At 52.7% G+C, this 20,331-nt stretch carries 20 protein-coding genes and 2 tRNA genes; 12 read left to right on the top strand and 10 right to left on the bottom strand.

What is annotated here, in order from left to right:
- Positions 1 to 139 precede the first annotated feature (139 nt).
- Entirely contained in the window at positions 140 to 652 is a 513-nt protein-coding gene (gene sulA, locus ACT3RT_RS07080; RefSeq protein ID WP_185688126.1) for an SOS-induced cell division inhibitor SulA, read from the bottom strand.
- 218 nt (positions 653 to 870) lie between these two features.
- On the opposite strand from sulA, the gene ACT3RT_RS07075 reads away from it, so the two are divergent.
- Entirely contained in the window at positions 871 to 1,497 is a 627-nt protein-coding gene (locus ACT3RT_RS07075; protein WP_353501582.1) for a TfoX/Sxy family DNA transformation protein, read from the top strand.
- Positions 1,498 to 1,545: 48 nt separating this feature from the next.
- Here ACT3RT_RS07075 and yccS read toward each other — a convergent pair whose 3' ends face one another.
- Both yccS and ACT3RT_RS07065 read right to left on the bottom strand, forming a co-directional pair.
- Positions 1,546 to 3,687, bottom strand: coding sequence for a YccS family putative transporter (yccS, locus tag ACT3RT_RS07070; RefSeq protein WP_496202736.1), 2,142 nt, complete (start codon positions 3,685 to 3,687; stop codon positions 1,546 to 1,548).
- Positions 3,688 to 3,775: 88 nt separating this feature from the next.
- Positions 3,776 to 4,237, bottom strand: a complete 462-nt coding sequence (locus tag ACT3RT_RS07065; protein WP_353501584.1) for a YccF domain-containing protein — start codon at positions 4,235 to 4,237, stop codon at positions 3,776 to 3,778.
- Positions 4,238 to 4,428: 191 nt separating this feature from the next.
- Here ACT3RT_RS07065 and helD point away from each other — a divergent pair, with 191 nt between their 5' ends.
- The gene (gene helD, locus ACT3RT_RS07060; RefSeq protein ID WP_485902628.1) at positions 4,429 to 6,483 is read left to right on the top strand and encodes a DNA helicase IV; all 2,055 of its coding nucleotides are present in this window, start codon (positions 4,429 to 4,431) and stop codon (positions 6,481 to 6,483) included.
- A gap of 49 nt (positions 6,484 to 6,532) precedes the next feature.
- On the opposite strand, the gene ACT3RT_RS07055 is transcribed toward helD, so the two are convergent.
- The gene (locus tag ACT3RT_RS07055) at positions 6,533 to 6,994 is read right to left on the bottom strand and encodes a methylglyoxal synthase (protein ID WP_353501586.1); all 462 of its coding nucleotides are present in this window, start codon (positions 6,992 to 6,994) and stop codon (positions 6,533 to 6,535) included.
- Positions 6,995 to 7,126: 132 nt separating this feature from the next.
- The gene (locus tag ACT3RT_RS07050) at positions 7,127 to 7,786 is read right to left on the bottom strand and encodes a DUF2057 family protein (protein ID WP_485902626.1); all 660 of its coding nucleotides are present in this window, start codon (positions 7,784 to 7,786) and stop codon (positions 7,127 to 7,129) included.
- 203 nt (positions 7,787 to 7,989) lie between these two features.
- Between ACT3RT_RS07050 and ACT3RT_RS07045 the strand changes: the two genes are divergently transcribed.
- Positions 7,990 to 8,403 (top strand): CoA-binding protein, encoded by a 414-nt coding sequence (locus tag ACT3RT_RS07045; RefSeq protein ID WP_353501588.1) that lies wholly within the window; start codon positions 7,990 to 7,992, stop codon positions 8,401 to 8,403.
- 81 nt (positions 8,404 to 8,484) lie between these two features.
- Here the strand turns inward: ACT3RT_RS07045 and hspQ are convergent, their stop codons facing one another.
- Together hspQ and rlmI are read right to left on the bottom strand one after the other, a co-directional pair.
- Positions 8,485 to 8,802, bottom strand: coding sequence for a heat shock protein HspQ (gene hspQ / locus ACT3RT_RS07040; RefSeq protein WP_034789304.1), 318 nt, complete (start codon positions 8,800 to 8,802; stop codon positions 8,485 to 8,487).
- A gap of 124 nt (positions 8,803 to 8,926) precedes the next feature.
- Positions 8,927 to 10,120 (bottom strand): 23S rRNA (cytosine(1962)-C(5))-methyltransferase RlmI, encoded by a 1,194-nt coding sequence (rlmI, locus tag ACT3RT_RS07035; protein ID WP_485902624.1) that lies wholly within the window; start codon positions 10,118 to 10,120, stop codon positions 8,927 to 8,929.
- Between the two features lie 97 nt (positions 10,121 to 10,217).
- On the opposite strand from rlmI, the gene yccX reads away from it, so the two are divergent.
- Positions 10,218 to 10,496 carry an acylphosphatase gene (gene yccX, locus ACT3RT_RS07030; RefSeq protein ID WP_485902622.1) on the top strand — a complete coding sequence of 93 codons (279 nt, stop codon included), beginning with the start codon at positions 10,218 to 10,220 and terminating at the stop codon, positions 10,494 to 10,496.
- A gap of 20 nt (positions 10,497 to 10,516) precedes the next feature.
- Here yccX and tusE read toward each other — a convergent pair whose 3' ends face one another.
- Complete coding sequence (gene tusE / locus ACT3RT_RS07025) at positions 10,517 to 10,846, bottom strand: sulfurtransferase TusE (RefSeq protein WP_353501592.1); 330 nt, start codon at positions 10,844 to 10,846, stop codon at positions 10,517 to 10,519.
- Positions 10,847 to 10,952: 106 nt separating this feature from the next.
- On the bottom strand, positions 10,953 to 11,615 hold the full coding sequence (yccA, locus tag ACT3RT_RS07020) for an FtsH protease modulator YccA (protein ID WP_034789313.1): 663 nt from the start codon (positions 11,613 to 11,615) through the stop codon (positions 10,953 to 10,955).
- Between the two features lie 271 nt (positions 11,616 to 11,886).
- On the opposite strand from yccA, the gene ACT3RT_RS07015 reads away from it, so the two are divergent.
- The 7 genes from ACT3RT_RS07015 (at position 11,887) to ACT3RT_RS06985 (ending at position 19,043) form a co-directional block, all read left to right on the top strand.
- Positions 11,887 to 11,974, top strand: a tRNA-Ser gene (locus ACT3RT_RS07015).
- A 240-nt stretch (positions 11,975 to 12,214) separates the two neighbouring features.
- Positions 12,215 to 12,302: transfer RNA gene (locus tag ACT3RT_RS07010), tRNA-Ser, on the top strand.
- A gap of 282 nt (positions 12,303 to 12,584) precedes the next feature.
- Complete coding sequence (locus ACT3RT_RS07005; protein ID WP_496202735.1) at positions 12,585 to 13,673, top strand: ABC transporter substrate-binding protein; 1,089 nt, start codon at positions 12,585 to 12,587, stop codon at positions 13,671 to 13,673.
- A 233-nt stretch (positions 13,674 to 13,906) separates the two neighbouring features.
- Positions 13,907 to 15,676: an ABC transporter permease gene (locus ACT3RT_RS07000; protein ID WP_034789316.1), complete on the top strand. Its 1,770-nt coding sequence runs from the start codon at positions 13,907 to 13,909 to the stop codon at positions 15,674 to 15,676.
- On the top strand, positions 15,669 to 16,739 hold the full coding sequence (locus tag ACT3RT_RS06995) for an ABC transporter ATP-binding protein (protein WP_496202734.1): 1,071 nt from the start codon (positions 15,669 to 15,671) through the stop codon (positions 16,737 to 16,739). Before ACT3RT_RS07000 ends, ACT3RT_RS06995 begins: the two co-directional genes overlap by 8 nt.
- Before the next feature lie 97 nt (positions 16,740 to 16,836).
- Positions 16,837 to 18,486 (top strand): methyl-accepting chemotaxis protein, encoded by a 1,650-nt coding sequence (locus ACT3RT_RS06990; RefSeq protein WP_496202733.1) that lies wholly within the window; start codon positions 16,837 to 16,839, stop codon positions 18,484 to 18,486.
- 56 nt (positions 18,487 to 18,542) lie between these two features.
- The gene (locus ACT3RT_RS06985) at positions 18,543 to 19,043 is read left to right on the top strand and encodes a GNAT family N-acetyltransferase (RefSeq protein WP_084674052.1); all 501 of its coding nucleotides are present in this window, start codon (positions 18,543 to 18,545) and stop codon (positions 19,041 to 19,043) included.
- A 12-nt stretch (positions 19,044 to 19,055) separates the two neighbouring features.
- On the opposite strand, the gene ACT3RT_RS06980 is transcribed toward ACT3RT_RS06985, so the two are convergent.
- Positions 19,056 to 19,658 (bottom strand): cupin, encoded by a 603-nt coding sequence (locus ACT3RT_RS06980; RefSeq protein ID WP_353501596.1) that lies wholly within the window; start codon positions 19,656 to 19,658, stop codon positions 19,056 to 19,058.
- Between the two features lie 246 nt (positions 19,659 to 19,904).
- Between ACT3RT_RS06980 and osmE the strand changes: the two genes are divergently transcribed.
- Complete coding sequence (gene osmE / locus ACT3RT_RS06975; protein ID WP_034789322.1) at positions 19,905 to 20,237, top strand: osmotically-inducible lipoprotein OsmE; 333 nt, start codon at positions 19,905 to 19,907, stop codon at positions 20,235 to 20,237.
- The last annotated feature ends 94 nt before the right edge of the window (positions 20,238 to 20,331 follow it).

The raw sequence follows: 20,331 nt of genomic DNA, 5'->3' as shown, positions 1-20,331 counted from the left end.
CTTAACATCAAAGGCCATTTGTTGACGAAACTTTGGAGTTAGTTGCACCGTGAAGGCGCAAATTTACCGATAAAAACCCACTTTTCAGCACAAATCACTAAAAAAGGGGGTTATTTCATCAGAACATTCCTAATTTGAACTAATGGTACACAGAGGACTGAATTTTTACTGTTGATTGCTGTCCATGAGCTGAGATTTGAGCATTTGTCGGTCTCATGATGAATCCGTAAGACCCTCCCTGAAGTGCTGCCAAGCGCAATCTTTCACGTTCTGCATCGTTTAAATCAGGTAGCCACCCCAAAACAACGCTGTAGTTCCCTGTCAAAAGTGCTTTTTCCATCGCATCTACCGGCGACATGGAATTCATTTGGCTCACCTGAACGATTTTGCTCACCGGCAATCCAGACTGAGACAACCAATTACGGCTCAGTTTCTGTTGCGGGGTTAACCACAGCAACCAACGTGACTGCAAACCTAAATGTTGCAGCACAGGTAATAATAGTTCCGACAATGCCGGCTGGCTTTCACAGTATACGAACTCTGTGAGCAGGCCACTATTTCTCGATATCGGTGTCGATTGTTTGACGTGCGGTGGAGTTACAGAAACCGCTTGATGCCGTAAATGATGATTTGTCAGAGCTTGAGTTCGCATGATGTATCCTGCCAGTGAGTAACTGTATGGATGTACAGTACTCGTTGACTGGACAAAGATCAACCCAATTTTTTCCAAGAAATCTCGCAAAAATGGAAGGCAACGGAATGTAATCGCATTTTATGTTTGGTGCTGTGAGGGACTTTGCGTATTTTGCAAATAGCTTTACGAGTAACAACAAAGGGTACGTCTGGATTTATTCATGAAAGGATATCGCAATGATTAATCGTACAAAAATAAGAGTTTCTGAATCTCAAAAGTTATTTACCTGCCTGGGAAATATCCGTTCTCGCTCACAGTTTGGAGGCTATAGCCTGTCGGCTAACGGCGTAATGTTTGCCTTAGTTTCTGACGGGGATCTCTATCTGCGAGCAACGCCAGAAAATGAAATACATTTTCGCCGTATGGGGATGGAATCGCTGATTTATCGCAAACGGGGTATCGCGATAACCCTTCGCTATTTCAAAGTTGATCAGCAGCTTTGGCAAGACACTGCCCAGTTGATCACCCTTGCAAAGTGCTCTTTGCAAGGCATGTTAGACGATATGAAAACTAAAAAAGAGGGTGAGGCCAGACTGAAGGACCTGCCGAATATTTCGCTCAATCTGGAGCGTCTACTGTGGCAAGTCGGTATCTCTACCTCTTCACAACTGCGTGCGCAGGGTGCTTGTGTTACTTATCTGAAATTGAAATCAGTAAAGAAAAATCTGGGACTAAATGTATTGATTGCACTTGAAGCAGCGATACAGGGGTTCCATGAGGCTGCTTTACCTATGGCTTCCCGCGAAGTGTTAATGCAGTGGTTTAAATCTCATCAGCCGATGATCGATAAGACCGCTCGTTAAAAATAGCGCCAGCAAAGTGAGCGACTTTGCTGGCTTATCATTTCAACCCTAGAGGCTTTGGGCAGGTACGATTTTGCTATTTAAATTGGTGAATTCCGGCATATGGGCCAGCAACAGGCCAATCTGTTGTAAGACCAGCTGTTCTTTGCTGTCGGATTCTGTGGTTCTTTGTTCAATACGGGCCATCAGTTGCTCAATGGCACGATGAACTTTCTCGGCATCTGCAGGTTCATGATGCAGCGCGTCATCAATGCAGCAGGCCGCGTCGTCGAGCAGTTTCAGGGTTTCTGCATCATGCAGCTTTTCCCGGTGTGCCCCCAGCGCCGAGATGTAACTCAGCATCGTGTGGTTTAAACACAGTAGGCGGAAAGCGGCTTCAAGGGTTTGCTGATCGTTATTCTTCTCCGACGTCATATTGGAAACGACAGAGGCCAGTTCCGCGTCACAGTTATGTGCGTCGCGACGAGCCAGCCGATAATCAAGACTATTATCTTTGCCCTGATGGTATTGAACCAGAATGGCATCCAGATAGCGGCAGTTGGCGGTAAACGTCTTATCCACCACTACAGGCAATTGCCTGAATCGCCAATCTGGCCAGATAAAACTCACTGCCGCCCAGGCGATAGCACATCCAATTAGCGTATCGATGACGCGCGGAATGGCAATTTCGAAGCCTTCACCCAACAGGTTAAAGCACAGCAAAACCAGCAGCGTAATGAACATCGTGGCATGGGCATACTGCACATTGCGGAAGGCAAAGAACAGCAAGCCGCTGATAACAATGAGCACCATCTGGCCTTCAATGGAGGGCACGAAATAGAGAATTGGGATGCCTATGGCGATACCGGCCAGCGTGCCGATAATCCTCAATGCCAGACGACGACGGGTCGCGCTGTAGTTGGGCTGGCAGACAAAAAGGCTGGTCAGCAAAATCCAATATCCGTGATCTAAGCCGCTAATTTGGATAAAGGCATAGCCCATCGCTAAGACAATCGACATGCGAATGGCATGGCGGAAGAGGGCTGATTTCGGCGTGAGGTGGCGAGATATTCGCAGCCAAATGTCATCGATTCCCGTCAGCTTGTCTTCGGCAAAGGTCTTGGTATTTTCCTGATTCTCCGGCAGCGCCTGCTCGGATTCGATGCTAGCAAGTTGTGCGTCGATAGCCCGTAAGTTGATTAACAGGTGGCGCAGCGCTTGCAGCATTTCGCGGTGCTGGGTCTGGGTATCGAGCCTTTTTAGGGCTTCATCCAGGCGCAAGAAAGCTCGCTCAAACTGAGTGTTATGCTGGTATTTCTGGTGATAAAGAATGCACTGCGAAAGTTGGGCACAGGCTCGCGCCTGCATGCTCATTAAACGTTGGAAGCGGAATAGAATATCGCTGTGGTGGAACTGCTCGCTGAGCTTTTTGTATTGCACATGGGAAGAGCTGGCGCGCTCGTGAATATCCTGCACAACAAAGTAGTAATGCAACGTTCGGCGCGTCCCTTTCTGCCCGCGATCGCCTTTCAGCCGGGTCTGGAGAGTGGTTTTAGTTTGGTTCAGGGTGGCTACTAACTGGCTATTAGCCATCGCCAGCGCCACCAACTCATTTTTATTGTCGCCTTCCTGATCTGGGTCGAACAACGTCGCTTTGGCTTCAAGATAGTGCGCTAACTGAGAATAGCAGCGGGAAATCAAGTCCTGCAGAGGGCGTATCGGGTAGAGAATGTGCCCCGCCAGCGTGAGCAGGTTGTACCACACTGCGCCGCATATCAGCAGCACTGGTTGCTGGTACCAGATGTGATACATGCTGGTGCCGAGCATGGTGTAGATGGCAATAAGCAGTGCGCCGAAGGCGATAGTGGCATATCTCTGACCGAGCGCGCCGAGCAGGATAAACCCACAGGTAGAGATCATCAGCCCCATGGCAAACAGCCATGGATAAGGAAAAAGCAGTTCAATAGAGGCTGATGCGATAAAGAAACAGACTAAGGTGATCAGCAGGTTACGCAGCCGCCCCGAGAGGCGGTCATCTAAGTCAGCCAGCGCCGCTGCCACCACGCCCAAAGTCAGTGGGATAGTCAGCGTGGGCAGCCCGAGCCACCAAGGCACGGCGGCCGCCCCGGTGAGCGCAATAAAAATGCGGATATTGTAAAGGACGTTGCTGTTATAGGCATAACGTCTTAAACCCGGGGCGAAAGAGAACAAGGGAACTCCACTTAGCAAAAGGCTAATTAAAAGGCTGAAAACCTCAGCAATGATATAAAAGGTCTATAAATTAATGACTAACTTTATATTAACGAATGCGGCCATTGGACAAGTTGCGAGCCGCTTTGGCTTCCCGTACCTGTTTTGCCATTTCTACTGATACCACGCGCCGGCCGACCGGCCAAAGCGCTATCACGGCAATTTTAAAATTGGCTATACCCACTGGAATACCAATAATAGTCAGGCATTGCACGATACCGGCCGTGATGTGGGACAAGCACAGCCACCAGCCGAAAAAGATAAACCAGAAGATGTTTAGCAGCGTGCCGGTGCCGGTTAAGATGGCATTGCTTTTCTCTGGATACAGATCGTTAACGTGCACGGCTTCATTGCCGAACGGAATCAACGACAGGCGGGTGATTTCCCAGCAAGAACGGGTCAGTGGCAGGGTAAAAATCAGCACGATGCTGATCAATGTGGCAAACAGCCAGGCCAGCGTGGTAAAAAAGCCACCCAGCACAAAGTTCAAAATGTTCAATATTGCGCGCATGTTATCACTCAGTCATGTCAGAAAAGAGGGTAACGCCAGTGCGTTAACGGAAATCCTACGCTTTTTATTCTACCCTGATGTTGGGGGTAGAGCGCCAGTGCTTATCGCAGGTAAACTGAAGCAAATAATTCCTTAATTAATAACCAGCTACCCGTTAGCGGCTCCTAATACTAAGAAAATGGCGTGATGATATGGAACTGAAATCGACTTCATTTGGAAAACATCTGGCGCAGCACCCCTATAATCGGGTGCGGCTACTCAACGCAGGCGTCGAAGTCAGTGGCGATAAGCATCATTATCTCATCCCTTTCAACCAGTTAATTTCTATTCGCTGTAAACGTGGCATCGTCTGGGGCGAGCTGGAGTTTGAGCTACCGGAAGAAAAGGTCGTGCGCCTGCACGGCACGGAATGGCAGGAGACGCAGCAATTTTATCACCATCTTCTTAAAGTCTGGCGCAGCTGGAGTGAGGAGATGAGTGAGGTCAGCGCTGGCGTCTTGCATCAGCAGGCGGAAAAGATTGCGCGCATTGAACAGCAGGATAAATGGTTCAAAAGCAGCGAGTTGGCCGCCGTGCAAAAAAGTATCGCCGAATCCTTTACCGCCGTGCCGGTGCCGGTTGAGCGTTTGCACGAGTTCAACAATTGTCGCGAAGACTACGAGCTGTGTCTGAGATGGCTGCGTCAGGGCAAAGAGAGCGTGGTGTCCCGCAATCAGGCATGGACTGAAAGAACTATCGAGCAGCATCGCGATTTCTTCGACAACATCGAAACCACTCCCCTTAATGACAGCCAGTGCCGCGCCGTGGTCAACGGCGAAGACGCCGTTTTAGTGCTTGCAGGGGCAGGGAGTGGCAAAACGTCGGTGCTGGTGGCCCGCGCGGGCTGGCTATTGTACCGTCAGGAAGCGATTGCAGAACAGATCCTGCTACTGGCGTTTGGTCGTCAGGCCGCCGACGAGATGAATGAAAGAATTAAAGAACGCCTGCACACCAGTGACATTAAAGCTAAAACCTTCCACGCCCTGGCGCTGCACATTATTCAGGAAGGGAGCAAGAAAACGCCAAAAATCAGCAAGCTGGAAACTGATAGCAAAGCCCGTCGCAGCCTGTTGATCAAAACCTGGCAGCAGCAGTGTGCCGAGAAGAAAGTTCAGGCCAGCGGCTGGCGCGCATGGATGACCGAGGAACTAGAGTGGGAGGTTCCTGAAGGAGATTACTGGAAGAACAAGGCGCTGGCGGAGCGTCTAGGCAGCCGCCTCGAGCGCTGGCTGGGGTTGATGCGCATGCACGGCGGCAGTCAGGCTGAAATGGTTGAGCAGGCGTCCGACGAGGTGCGCGATCTGTTCCAGAAGCGGATTCGCCTGATGGCACCACTGCTCAAAGCCTGGAAGTCAGCGCTGAAAGAAGAGGACGCCGTGGACTTCTCCGGGCTGATTCATCAGGCGGTCAATATTCTGGAGAAGGGGCGTTTTGTCAGCCCGTGGAAACACATCTTAGTTGATGAATTCCAAGATATTTCCCCGCAGCGGGCGCGCCTACTGGCCGCATTGCGCGAGCAAAATAGCTACACCAGCCTGTTTGCCGTTGGCGATGATTGGCAGGCTATCTATCGTTTCAGCGGTGCCGAGCTTTCCCTCACTACCGCCTTTGAAGGCCATTTTGGCGAAGGGGCGCAGTGCGCGCTGGATACCACCTATCGCTTTAACGATCGCATTGGTGAAATCGCCAATAAGTTTGTTCTGCAAAATCCGTATCAGTTGATGAAGCCGTTGAATAGCCTGACTAAAGGCAGCAAGAAAAGCGTCACGATTTTGCCCAATGAACAGCTGGATGCCCTGCTGGATAAGCTGAGCGGCTTCGCCAAAGCCGATGAAAAAATCCTCATTCTGGCGCGTTATCACCATCTGAGGCCGGAGGTTTTGCAGAAAGCGGCGACGCGCTGGCCTAAGCTCAATATCGAATTTATGACCATTCACGCCAGCAAAGGGCAGCAGGCGGAGTATGTGATTATTGTCGGTTTGCACGAGGGCAATGACGGTTTTCCGGCCCCGGCGCGCGAATCTTTGTTGGAAGAGGTGTTACTGCCCGAGCCAGAGGATTTTGCCGATGCCGAAGAGCGCCGCTTGCTGTATGTGGCGATCACCCGCGCCAAGCATCAGGTGTGGCTAATGCAGGATAAATCGCAGCCTTCAGTGTTTGTTGCCCAGCTTGAAGATTTGGGCGTGCCGGCGCAGAGAAAGCCGTAATCTGGCTCCGTAATACAGTAAAACGCCCCCGCGAATGGGGGCGTTTTGCTTAGGCTTTCAGGCGGGAAAGCAGGTAATTTTGGTAGTCGGGAATAGAAATCTCGACTTCCTCTTTAAATAGCGGCGAGGCGATAAGGAAATCGGCGGTAGCAAGATTAGTGGCAACCGGAATGTTCCACACGGTGGCGAGGCGCAGCAGGGCTTTAACGTCGGGGTCGTGCGGCACGGCATTCAGCGGGTCCCAGAGAAAAATCAGCAGATCAATCTTCCCTTCGGCGATCATCGCGCCCACCTGTTGATCCCCACCCATCGGGCCGCTGAGCATGCTTTTCACGTCAATTCCGGTATTGCGCTGCACCAGATTCCCGGTGGTGCCGGTGGCATAAAGGGTGTGCTGCGACAGCTCCGCGACGTTCTTATCAACCCATCTCATCAACATGTTTTTACAGTGATCGTGGGCAACCAGCGCGATATGCTTTTTTTTACCAATGGTGCGGGTGGTGAATTCCATAAATATTCCCTTCGACGCCAAATAGAGTTGCGTCCAGAGTACTGAAACTCATATTTTCTGCATAGCTCTGATGCAACAATTCAGCCGAACGTTGAGGTTTTTCGTGACATCAGGCTGATAATGGAGGGTTTTTCAGGATGAAGGGAAGCTGAACCAAGAGAAAAAACGGCCGACGTGCGGGGAGGCGACCAGCTTCGGCCAGCTCGTTTTACCCGGGCTGCTGTGCTTTTGGCTGGAAACGTTGAGCATCGACAGTGATGTGGTATTGAACAGTGAGCTGTCCCGCTGTTGTACGGCAGTGGCGAAGGCCGGCACGGACGCTCGCAGACCAGATAAGTTATAGCGCAGCATCACCTTTTCTAAATCAGTCGCATTGCCATAAACCACCTGACGAAGCACGTCGCGGCGGCTCGGAATGTCTCGACCGTCTTGATCAACAAGGCGATAATTGAGCTTTCTGCTAAAGAATGCGGCATCCATTTCGTTATTCAGCGTTGGCAAAATGAAGGAAGCCGAACGAACCCCTTTGGCGCTAAAGCTGACTATCATGGCGGGGGAGTGGTACATCAGGGCATTCATGGTGGCCGGATGCAGGTTTTTGCTGACCTGGAATAAAATCTGATGCTGTCCTGCATCGACTTCAAGGCTTTCTGCCCCTTTGAGAATAGCGCCGGATATACGTTTTCCATCCAGCACTAGCAGGTCGATGTCCGATGAAAGTTTCAGACTGGTCGCGCAAACGGGTGCCAGCAGGCAAACCGACATTAAAGCGGCCATTAATCTGACTTTCATACTTCACTCCTTACCTTTCACTGACAGCCTCTATTATTGAGCAATGCGGCGAATGTGTCAAAACTTTACAGGATGTATTTATTGTTACATTTATACCCATTTTCTTGGCAATCAGTGCTTTCAGCCGCAGTTTTAAGCTAAAAACTGCCGAAGTTTTGACACTGAGTTAAACTGGTAATACGTCGCTTAATGAGGGAAATGGCATGCAAGATAATGACATCGTCACCATCTTAAAAGAGGTGAAAACTATTGCGCTGGTGGGGGCGAGTGACAAGCTGAACAGGCCGAGCAACGGCGTCATGGCTTATTTATTGTCTCAGGGATATGAGGTAACCCCTGTCAGCCCGAAACTGGCTGGAAGCACGCTGCACGGACAGAAGGTCTACGCCACGCTGGCGGATATTCCCCATGAGATTGATATGGTTGACGTTTTTCGCAATACCGAGGCGGCTTATGGCGTCGCGCAAGAGGCCATCGATATTGGTGCGAAAGTGCTATGGCTACAGTTGGGGGTGATTAGCGAACAAGCGGCGGTGCTGGCTAAACAGGCTGGTCTGAAAGTGGTCATGGATAAATGCCCGAAAATTGAAATTCTGCGCTTAGGTCTGGAGAAGTAGGTCTGGCCATAAATCTGCTGCATGTAGACATAAAAAAACCGACCCGAAGGAGTCGGTTTTTTATTGCCGCAGGCAGCAGGTTTAGTGACGCAGGCGCGGTAAGGTTAACTGGCTGCGAATAGACTCGGCCAAATCATCTAAAGAGCTTTGTTCCGGGTGGGAACGCGCCGCTTCGTGATCGATTTGGATCTCTGCCAGATAAGTGTGTACCGGCTCGCCTTTTTCGTCTTCCATCACCACGTGATACCAAGGCGCGGTGCGCATAGAGTCATCGGTCTCGAGTTCCTCGACCTTTGGCTTCTCGAGCGAATACTCTGCGTCCACGTCAATCACGACGCCGAGATAACCTAACATTCTGTGGCGTACTTGCTGGCCAATACCGAATTTGCTGGCGATCATAGTCATCTCCTGAAAAAAATTACCTTAACTTCTATATGGAGGTTAGCGGCGCTATTTCAAGTTTTGACCCTGTTTTGCGGTGTTAATTCAGGTTCTGTGCCGTGATAAGGCACAGAACGATAAATTACGACATCACTACGCAAGCGAAGCCTTTCAGGTACAGACCTTCCGGGTAAGAACCGATAACCGGGTGGTCAGCGGCCTGACGGAACTGCTCCACGAACTGGATCTCGCGATTGGCGTCCAGCGCGGCGTCGGCGAGGATTTTCTGGAACAGATCGGTAGGCAGCAGGCCAGAACAGGAGAAGCTCAACAAAATGCCGCCCGGACGCAGTAACTGCAACGCCAGCATGTTGATATCTTTGTAGCCACGGCAGGCGCTGGCCAGCTGGCTCTTGTTTTCAACAAATTTTGGCGGGTCCATGACGATCATGTCGAACTGCACGCCTTCGGTGCGGTACTTGCGCAGCAGTTGGAACACGTCTTCGCGCACGAACTCGGCTTTCGACAGATCCAGATTATTCAGCTCAACGTTTTGACGAGCGATGTCCAGCGCGTCTTGCGAGGTATCAACGTTAGTCACTTTCTCACAGCCGCCCATCAGCGCCGACACGGCAAAAGCGCCGGTGTAAGAGAAGCAGTTTAGGACTTTGCGGCCTTCGGCATATTTACGCGCAGCCAAGCGGCTATCGCGCTGGTCGAGATAGAAACCGGTTTTGTGCCCCTGTTTGATGTCCACCAGCAGGCTCATGCCGTGCTCTTGGATCGGCAGCAGTGCAGGTGGCTCGGCACCAATCACGTGGCCCTGAGTCAGCTCTAAGCCTTCTTTTTTACGCACGGCGACGTCGGAGCGATCCCAGATTGCGCATTCCGGGTAACATTTTTGCAGCGCGGCCAGCAGAGGGGCGCGCTGATATTCAGCACCGGCAGAAAGCAGCTGCAGCACGAGGAAATTCTGGAAACGGTCGATGGTGATACCCGGCAAACCGTCGGACTCACCGGCAATTAGGCGATAGCCATCAAGCCCGTCACGCTTGGCAATCCAGTTACGCCAGCTCTGCGCTTGCTGTAAACGACGCACGAAAAATTCGATATCGATATCTTCGTCCTGGCGGAAGGTCCAGACGCGTGCGCGGATTTGCGACGACGGAGAATATGCACCGCGAGCCAGCCATTTCCCGTGACTGTCTACAATATCAATAGTATCGCCAGAGTTTGCTTTACCTTCGACACGGGTTACCGCACCGGAAAATACCCACGGGTGGCGGCGTAAGAGAGATTTTTCGCGGCCTTTGGCCAAGAATAAACGAGCAGTCATAGAATTAGGTTCTGTCAGTTCGGGGCAAAAAAGAGCGTCATTGTCCGAGCAAGCAGCCAAAATTGCAACGAACCATACCGCTAACGGAGAGAATATTATGGCAAAAGTCAGTATAGCCGCCTATGTCTACGGCCGGGTGCAGGGCGTAGGATTTCGTTTCGCCACGCAACAGCAGGCCAACGGCTTGGGCCTGACGGGCTATGCGAGAAACTTGGATGATGGCAGCGTAGAAGTCATTGTTTGCGGCGAGCAGGAGCAGGTGGATCAACTGCTGGCGTGGCTTAAACAGGGTGGCCCGAAACACGCCAAGGTAGATAAAGTGTTAAGCGAGCCCGCGCCACCGGGGGATTATGGCGAATTTAAAATCCGCCATTAGCTTTCGCTATCACCTAAAAGCTACAGGCATTTGACCGGTTTTGGCAGGCCAGCAATTTTGGTGGCTTGCTTCGCCGGGCCTTTAGGGAACAGTCGGAACAGGTAGCGGCTGTTGCCTTTCTCTTCACCATATTTTTGCGCCATGGCTTTGACCAGCATGCGAATGGCGGGGGAGGTATTGAATTCGAGATAGAATTCCCGCACAAAGCGCACCACTTCCCAGTGAGCCTCGGTCAGCACGATCTCTTCTTCTTCGGCCAACATAGGGGCCAGATCTTCGTGCCAATCAGCACTGTTTTTTAGGTAGCCCTGAGCATCGGTTTCAATCTCGCGGCCTGCAAACTCCAACATAACACCTCAATTCTCAATAAAACGCTGCGCGCAGTTTAGCAAAAAGGTCGGAGCCACAAAATAAAAAGCCCCGCTTTCGCGAGGCTTGGCTTGCTGAAGGGCCGGATTAGTTGCTGCGGGACAAACCTAAGATACTCAGCAGGCTGACAAATACGTTATACAGAGAAACGTACAGGCTCACCGTGGCACGAATATAGTTGGTTTCGCCGCCGTGAATAATGTTGCTGGTTTCCCACAGGATTGCGCCAGCGGAGAACAGGATGAACAGGCAGCTAATCGCCAGTGACAGGGCAGGGATCTGCAGGAACAGGTTAGCGATAACCGCTACCAGCAGCACCACGAAGCCCGCCATCATCATGCCTGACAGGAAGGACATGTCTTTACGGGTGGTCAGCACGTAGGCTGAACAGCAGAAGAACACCAGCGCCGTGCCACCAAGGGCCAGCATAATGATGTCACCCGCGCCAACCGAAAGCAGGGAGCTAAGCAGTGGGCCGAGGGTGTAACCCATAAAGCCGGTCAGGGCGAAGGCCGCAAGAATACCCACAGGGCGGTCAGCCGTGCGGTAAGTCAGGAACATCAACCCGTAGAAACCCACCAGCGTCAGCAGCATACCCGGCGAAGGTAAACGCAGTAGGGTGCTAGCGGTAGCAGTAATAGCGGAAACGCCGAGCGTCAGCGCCAGCAGGAAATAGGTATTACGTAGAACTCTGTGGGTGCTTAACAGCGCGCCCGCACGAGAGGAGGAAGAGGCAACAATACGTTCCATTTAAAATCTCACTTATCGACAAAAGTTGGAGTCGGTGAAAATACAATCAGCCATGAATAGTAGATAGTTACCTGCCGTGATTAAAGGCGTTTTACCCTTCTTTACCCATGAGTTACCGCCAACTCGCCGTAGAAATGACGCTTCCCTGTTTTAAAACTGGCCGTAATGTCGATTTAATCATCATTTGAAACGCCAGTGCCTGTTTTTCAGGCAAACGAACATAATCAGGCTTTACAACCTAATGGCCTATGTTTATAGTTCGCTTCGTTGCGGAGGGGTGGCCGAGCGGCTGAAGGCACCGGTCTTGAAAACCGGCGATGGGAAACCATTCAAGAGTTCGAATCTCTTCTCCTCCGCCATATACAACACAAGAAAGCTGCTAAGAAATTAGCGGCTTTTTTTGTCTCTGCGTTTTGGCATTTCCTGTCTCGACTTTCCCATGTTTCTTCCTTTGTTCGATTTCTCAGCAATTAATGAATTTTGCAAGAATGCTTATTAAATCAACAAAATAGAACGAAAATAATGTTTGCATCTTCTTCTGCTTCTTGTATACTACGCCCCGTCTGATGAGCACTGCTCTTGAGACAGATTGTTGTTGCGGAGGGGTGGCCGAGCGGCTGAAGGCACCGGTCTTGAAAACCGGCGATGGGAAACCATTCAAGAGTTCGAATCTCTTCTCCTCCGCCATTAACAACAACGCAAATGAGCTGCTAAGTGATTAGCGGCTTTTTTTGTGCCTAAAATTCACCGAAATCTCTCTTTTCCCTCTTTTTGCATTTTTCCTGAGCTGTTAACCCCCGGTTTTTAACTCTTTCCTGAGGTTTTTTCGTGGTGTTAATGGTGTTAATTGCCTAAAAAATGCCCCGTCTCACAATTCGCGAACATAACCCGTTAACCTGATTGCGCAGGAAGTGGCACTGCCTATATGTTGATTTTTAGTTTCCCAAATGTAACTAGAGGTTAACAATAATGTCTAAGAAATTACGTATCTCTCTGATTGCTACTGCCGTTTTGATGTCTTCCTCTGCAATCTCTGCATTACCTGAAGGGTACCCGGCTGACTACCAGAATCTGGTCGACGGCGCCAAGAAAGAGGGCAAAGTCGTTATTTATTCCACCACCGACGTTAAGGCCGCAGGGCCGCTGATCCAGGGCTTTGAAGCGACTTATCCGGGTGTGAAAGTCGAATACAACGACATGAACAGCACCGAGCTGTACAACCGTTTTATCAGTGAGCAGGCGGCGGGCGGCAACAGCGGCGACGTGGTGTGGAGTTCCTCCATGGACACCGCGCTGAAGCTGGCGACCGACTACGCGCAGGAATATACCTCGCCGGAACATGGGCAACTGCCTAAGTGGGCAGTGTGGAAAGAGAAGGCTTACGGCACCACCTATGAGCCAGTGGTGTTTATCTACAACAAACGCCTGATCCCAGCCGGTGACGTGCCGGACTCTCACGCGGCCTTGGCTAAGCTGATTGCCAGCCAGACCGACAAATTCAAGAAGAAAGTCACCACCTATGACATCGAGAAATCAGGTCTGGGCTTCATGCTTTCCGTTGAAGATTTCAAGGCTGACCCGAACTACTTCAAAACGCTGGCTGACGTCGCCAAGGGCGGCTTAGCCGTGCAGTCCTCCACCGGCACCATGATGGAAAGGGTGTCCTCTGGCGAAAACCTGATTGGTTTTAACATTTTAGGCTCCTACGCCGAGGCCCGCGCCAAAACTGACCCGTCGCTCGGGATCTCCTATCCGAAGGATTACACGCTGGTCCTTTCCCGCGTCTCCTTCATCAGCAAAGAAGCCAAAAACAGCAACGCGGCGCGCCTGTGGCTGGACTACGTGCTGTCGGAAAAAGGCCAGAGCATCCTGGCGAATCAGGGCGACATTCCTTCCATCCGTAACGACATCGAAGGCAACAACGATATCGACGGTATGACCAAAATGCTGGGTAACGCCCTCAAACCTATCCCGGTTGATGAAACGCTGTTGGAGTACTTACAGCAGAAAAAACGCCTTGATTACATCAAGCAATGGCGCGAGGCCGCGGCCAAATAAAATACCCGTCAGCCTTCGAGCCATAGGGGCGACTCACCCGAATCACTGACTTGAGTAAGCTCATCGGGGGGCATTTGCTTGCCGCCTTCCTATGACTCAAATGATTTAGGGTATTGATTGATTTAAATCGGTAAAACGGGATGCGCGTCGGTGAAAAAGGGCGCGTATCCCCTCGATTTGCTCTGACCGTCTTCATTTGCATGGCTCAGAGCGCATAACCGAAGGGACGTGACATGATTGCATTACGCAGAAAGTGGCAGAGCCTGCCGCGCAGCGTAGTGGTGTTGATAACCGCGCTGGTTATCTACATTCCACTGTCGTTTATCGTTATACAAAGTTTTCTCTCGGCGCCTTTCTTTTCGCCTTCGAAGGAGTTCAGCCTTGAATCCTTTGAATTTATCTTCACCGATCCTGATTTCTATAAGGCGCTGAAAAGCGGCTTTATTCTGGCCTTTGGGCTGATTGTCATTTCTATTCCTCTGGGCGGCATTCTGGCGTTCCTGATGGTGCGCACCGATTTACCGGGAAGACGCCTGATCGAGCCGCTGATCCTGGTGCCGATTTTCGTGTCGCCAATGGTATTGGGCTTTGGTTACGTGGTGGCGGCGGGGCCAGTGGGATTCTTCTCCCTGTGGGCTGAATCGCTGTTCGGTTTCGTGCCGTGGAACATCTATGCCATGTCGAGCATCGTGGTGATCGCGGGCCTGACTCACGTGCCGCACGCCTACCTTTATATCTCCTCAGCGCTGCGCAGCGTTGGGTCAGATGTAGAAGAGGCCGCGCGCACGGCGGGGGCCACGCCGCTACAGGTCATGACCGCCGTCAGCCTGCCGATGGTGCGCCCGTCGATTCTTTATGCCAGCGTGCTGCTGTTTTTCCTCGGGCTGGAAGTGTTCGGCCTGATGCTGGTGTTGGGCGACCCGGAAGGCAACATGGTGCTGGCCACCTACCTTTATAAGCTGACCAATAAGCTCGGCACGCCGTCTTACCACCTGATGGCTGCCGTCGCCGTGGTGCTGATTTGTATCACCGTGCCGTTGGTGATGCTGCAACGCCGCCTGATGCGCACCGCCAACCGTTTTGTCACCGTCAAAGGTAAGGCCTCGCAGGCTCGCGCACTCCCATTGGGCAAGTGGCGCTGGGTGGCTGGCGCGGTGGTGGCCTTCTGGCTGACCGTCACCATCGGCGTGCCGCTGGTGGGCGTGGTGCTGCGCGCCTTTATCTCCAACTGGGGCGTCGGCGTGTCGCTGTGGGACGAACTTTCGCTCAATACTTTCCGCACCATTTGGGAACAGCCAAACCTGCTGCGGGCGATTGTGAACTCAATGGCAATTGGCGTCTTTGGCGGGGCGCTGGCGGTGGTCTGCTACCTGTTTATCGGCATCGCCATGCATCGCAAGCCGGACGGCGTGACGCGCTTCCTCGACTATAGCGTATTGGTGCCGCGCGCGGTGCCGGGCCTGCTGGCCGGTCTGGCCTTCCTGTGGGTGTTCCTGTTCCTGCCGATGTGGCTCGACAACGCGCTGAAATCGGGCTGGCTCTCTGGCCTGCCGGTGTCTGAGTGGCTGCGTGAGAATCTGGTGGTGTGGCTGCGTTCGCTGCGCAGCACCATCTTCAGCGTCTGGCTGGCCTATACCGTGGTGTGGATGGCTTACGGCCTGCGCCTTATCTCGTCGACCCTGCTTCAAGTCGGGCCGGAGCTGGAAGAGGCGGCACGCAGCACGGGCGCCACCCGTGGGCAAATCACCCGCCACGTCACCATCCCGCTGTCGCGTTATGGCCTGATTGGCTCCTGGTTGCTGATGTTCCTGATTTTCGAGCGCGAATATTCCACCGGCGTCTATCTGTTGTCGCCGGGCACGGAGACTATCGGCTCAATGCTGGTTTCCCTGTGGGCGGCGGGGGCGATTGATATCGTGGCCGCGCTCTCCTTTATTAACATCCTGCTGGTGGTGTTAGGTCTGGGTATTGCCTTACGTTTTGGAGTCAAATTACATGATTGAGTTAAGCGTCGATAATCTGCATTTAACCTATGGCGACAACCCGGTGCTGAAAGGCGTATCCATGGATTTAAAACGTGGAGAAGTGGTGTCACTCCTTGGGCCATCCGGCAGTGGCAAAACCACGCTGCTGCGCGCCGTGGCGGGGCTGGAGAAGCCGACGCAGGGCCGCATTGTGATCGGGAAAAACACCGTTTACGACGGCAGCCCGCGCAGCGAAATCCCGGCCGAAGAGCGCAATTTGGGGCTGGTGTTCCAGTCCTACGCCCTGTGGCCGCACAAAACCGTGTTCGAAAACGTGGCTTACCCGCTGAAACTGCGCAAAGTGGCCTCGGGCGAAATGAACCAGCGGGTGCAATCGGTGCTGGATCAGCTCGGGCTGGGGCATCTCGGCAAGCGCCACCCGCACCAGCTGTCTGGTGGACAGCAGCAGCGCGTGGCCATTGGCCGTGCCCTGGTTTATAACCCGCCGGTGATTTTGCTGGATGAGCCACTCTCCAACCTTGATGCCAAACTGCGCGAGGAAGCACGCGTCTTCCTGCGCGAACTGATCATTAAGCTAGGCCTGTCGGCGCTGATGGTCACCCACGACCAGAACGAGGCGATGGCGATTTCCGACCGCATTTTGCTGCTCAACAATGGCAAAATTGAACAGCAGGGCACGCCGCAGGAGATGTACGGTTCGCCGAAAACCCTGTTCACCGCCGAGTTTATGGGCAGCAATAACCGTCTGCACGGCAAAATCACTGAGCTGAGCAACGGCAGGGCGCGCATTGAAGGTAAGGATTGGGCGCTGTGGGGACTAGCGGGCGAGGGCGTGCAGGTCGGGCAGCAAGCCACGGCGGTGATCCGCGTCGAGCAGGTGAAACTGGGCGATAGCGCCGAGGGCAACCAAATCGAGCTGCCGCTCCTAACCAGCATGTATCTTGGCGATCGCTGGGAATACCTGTTCCGCACGGTCGCCGAAGATTTTGTGGTTCGCGCTTATGGCAGTGAAGTGCGCGGTCAGGAGATGTTCCGCCTGTCGCTACCCGCTGAACACCTGTGGATCTTCCCGAAAACTTGATGTGATGACTGACTTTCAGGGGCTGCGGCCCCTGAAATATTTCTGTCATTTCCCACGAGTAAAATTCTGCCTACGCTAAAAATTATGCAGAATAATCATGAAATTAACTTTCCCTTTCTTTAAAGCTCATGGCCTTTTCAGCACAGTATTCCGCACAGCTTTCACATCTCGCCCAAGAGGTATTCTTTTTGGGGTAATTTGCGTTATCACGCTATTTTCCGCCTTGCAGATCTTCTCGACCCTTATCCTCACCAACATCCTGCAAGATGCCCGCCAAAACGTCATTGCCACCGAAAGCCTGCGCCAGCAGCAGGCGGTGATGGACAAGGCGCGCATGGAGCTGCTGATCGCCAGCGATAAGCTCAACCGCGCGGGGATTTATTTCATGCAGGACAAAGAGACGGGTTCAGACGGCAGTTGGCACAGTCTGATGGAGGAGTCGCAGGCCGCGCTGGCCGCGTCTGATAAGGCTTTCAAGCGGTTTGCCACCATGACCGGCGGCTTGCAGGGCGACGCGCAAAAGGCGGCGACCGACCTTCAGGCCAGCTACCAGATGTTCTATGACGGGCTGCGCGAGCAGTCTGACGGCCTGCAAAAAACTAATACCATTGATTCCTTCTTTAATGTGCCTATTCAGGCGTTTCAGGATGATTTCAGCGACAAATATTATCGCTATCTGAGTGTCAATGAGCAGACGGCAGTCTCGCTCAGCGACCATCTGCTGGCGGCGCTGTCACAGGCGAAATCTCTGTTCCTCGGCACATTGGTGCTGCTGGCGGTGATTGCCCTTATGGTCTGGCGCGGCATTACTCGCTGGGTTATCAGACCTTTACAGCAGCTGATCGCCCACATTCGCGTGCTGGCGGCCGGGGATTTATCCGAGCAGATTGGCGGCAAAACCCTGCGTGTCACCGAGGTTTACCAGCTCAATCAAAGCCTGAGCGAGATGCAAGCCGGGCTGCGCAGATTGATTAGCGAAGTGCGCGACGCCTCGTCGCATATCATGGTGAACATTAATGAAATCGCCTTAGGTAATGAGGAGTTGTCAGCCCAGGCCCTGAAGCAGCGCGATGAGCTGGCCGCCGCCAACCAGCACATTAGCTCCCTGACCGAGCGCGTGAAGGACAACGCGCAGCATGCCCATCAGGCCAGCCAGCGCGCCGAGCAGGCCCAGCAGGTGGCGACCAGCGGCGGCGACGTGATGCATAAGGTGGACAGGGCGATGAAAGAGATTGTCAGCCAGTCCGCCGAGATGAGCAATATCGTGGCGATGATCGACAGCGTGGCGTTCCAGACCAATATTTTGGCGCTCAATGCCGCCATTGAAGCCGCTCACGCCGGGCAGCACGGTCGCGGTTTTGCCGTGGTGGCGAAAGAGATTGGGCTGTTGGCGCAAAAAAGCAGCCATTCGACGCGCGGCATTCATCAACTCATCGAAGATTCAATGGCGCAAATCGGTCGCGGCTCAACCTCGGTGACGCACTTGGGCAAAAGCTTAAATGAGATCATCACCCTTTTTAGCGGGCTAAATACGCTGGTGGGTGAAATCTCTGACGCGACCCAGCATCAGCGCGAAAGTATTCATGAAGTGTCCGAACGCATTGTCACTCTGACTCAGGTAACGCAGCAAAACAGCCAGTTGGCGCAGCAGGCGGCCAGTTCGTCGCAGGAGTTATTGGCGCAATCGCAACGTTTGGAGAGGGCGGTGTCTAGATTTGGTTTGGGCGAAATTCAGGCTGCGGCTTGACAGTCAACGGGGGAATCGACAAATTAGTTGCCCTGATTGCTTAAAACGGTTTTCCCATGACTGAGACTTCATCTCCATCCAACGCCTGTGCTGTGAAGATTGCCAACCTTGCGGATGTTCCCCAGTACCTCGAGGTGATCACAGAATACCTGCATGGCGAATGGTCTGCTTTTCCGCACTGGGCCCAGAAAGAGTATATTCGTCAGCGACTTACCCAGAGACTTGCCAGCAAAGGCCGCCAGTTCGTGCTGGTCGCTTTTGATGAGAATAACGAGGTTGTCGGCACTGCCGGCGTGATGCGCTATGAGCTGGACGACGTGGCCGAGCGCAAATATTGGCTGGGCGAAGTCTTTACCCGCCACCACCTGCGCGGCCGTGGTATTGGCTCCGCCTTGATCAATGCCAGCATCGAGCGCGCGCGCGCGGCAGGTGTTGATACCCTTTGGCTTTATACGCCGGACCAAAAGGGACTCTATTCCCGCCTTGGCTGGCAGGAAGTGGAAACACGCGAAGTGGACAACGAGCAGGTCACGGTTATGCAGCGCCCGCTGCGCTAATCCTGCCTGACCTTATTTCGCCGCGTGCCAGTAATGCATACTTCCTTCTGAATGGCCGGTGACCGGATCGCTCTCCGGCATCGGCACCTGATTTATCGCCTTAATTCGCTCCGCCATCTTCTTCGGCTCATCGTGGCACAGGTCGGCGGTGACGTTCGGCGGATAGGCGCCCACCAGCATAAAATTGTCATCCGCTGAAATCTGTTTGTGGCCGACGCCGGCCGGAATAAGCAGCACATCGCCAACATTAACCTCAATGATCTTGCCTTTCTCTCCCCCCAGTTGCAGCTTGGCCGCGCCTGCGTACACGCCGACCACTTCATGGGTATTAGAGTGAAAGTGGGTGAAAGGGTAGACCGGGTAGCGCCACTGCGGCGGCCAGCCGTTAGCGCGGAACAGATGTTCAAGGTATTCGGCGTTGTCAGCCACTTCTGGCGGGATAACGTGATGATAAATCAGCACCGGCAGCTTGCTGTTGGGCACGCCACCGTCCGGTTTGCCGGTATGTAGGATCTCCACGGCGACCTCCCGAGGTTGGGCTTTAAGGGTTAAAGGTAAGGGCAGCAGGGCGGCAACGCTGAGTAAAGTACAAAATCGACGTCTGTCCAAAGCCATTAGCACTGCTCCTTGTTACAAAAGAGAAACCAATAACCCTAAGTTCAAGGGTTTACTTCCTTCATTTATAGAACAAAGTGGCTGCTTTCACATCAGCTGAACGGCAATGTCGGCTATTCTTTAACCGCTCTTATCAGAAAAAGCCTAATTAGCCGACTTATTCACATATAAAAGTCATATTAACTGGCGAAATTGACCGTTTCTTCTAGTCTTAACTAAACATAAGCACTTCAGGAGAAAGAAGTCATGAATAAGAAGATGTTAATTATTGTTGCTACAGCGGTATCAGTGCTTGCTGGGTGTCAGACTTACGATCGCGCAGCGAGCTATGTCAAAGAGCCTGTGGTCAGCGACGTTAAAGTCGGTATGACCAAAGCGCAGGTTCGTGCTCTGGCGGGTCCACCTTCAACTGAAGCGACGCTGGTCCATGCTAAAGGGACTTGTCAGACCTACGCCGTTGCGCCACGTGATGGTAAAGCTCAGACTTACTTCGTCAGCTTTAACGACACGGGCCACGTAATGAATAAAGGCTACCAGTCTTGTTCTGATTACGACAAAGACCCACAAGCCGGCCAATAACGGTTGATTTAGCGGCTAGTTTGCTGGCCGCTAAAGAAGAAAACGCCTGTCAGGTTTAACCTCACAGGCGTTTTTTTTATGATTTTTTTGGCGG

It is taken from the genome of Ewingella sp. AOP9-I1-14, assembly GCF_052375995.1.
GTDB lineage: Bacteria > Pseudomonadota > Gammaproteobacteria > Enterobacterales > Enterobacteriaceae > Ewingella > Ewingella allii.
This window is presented reverse-complemented; position numbering and strand designations above follow the sequence as displayed.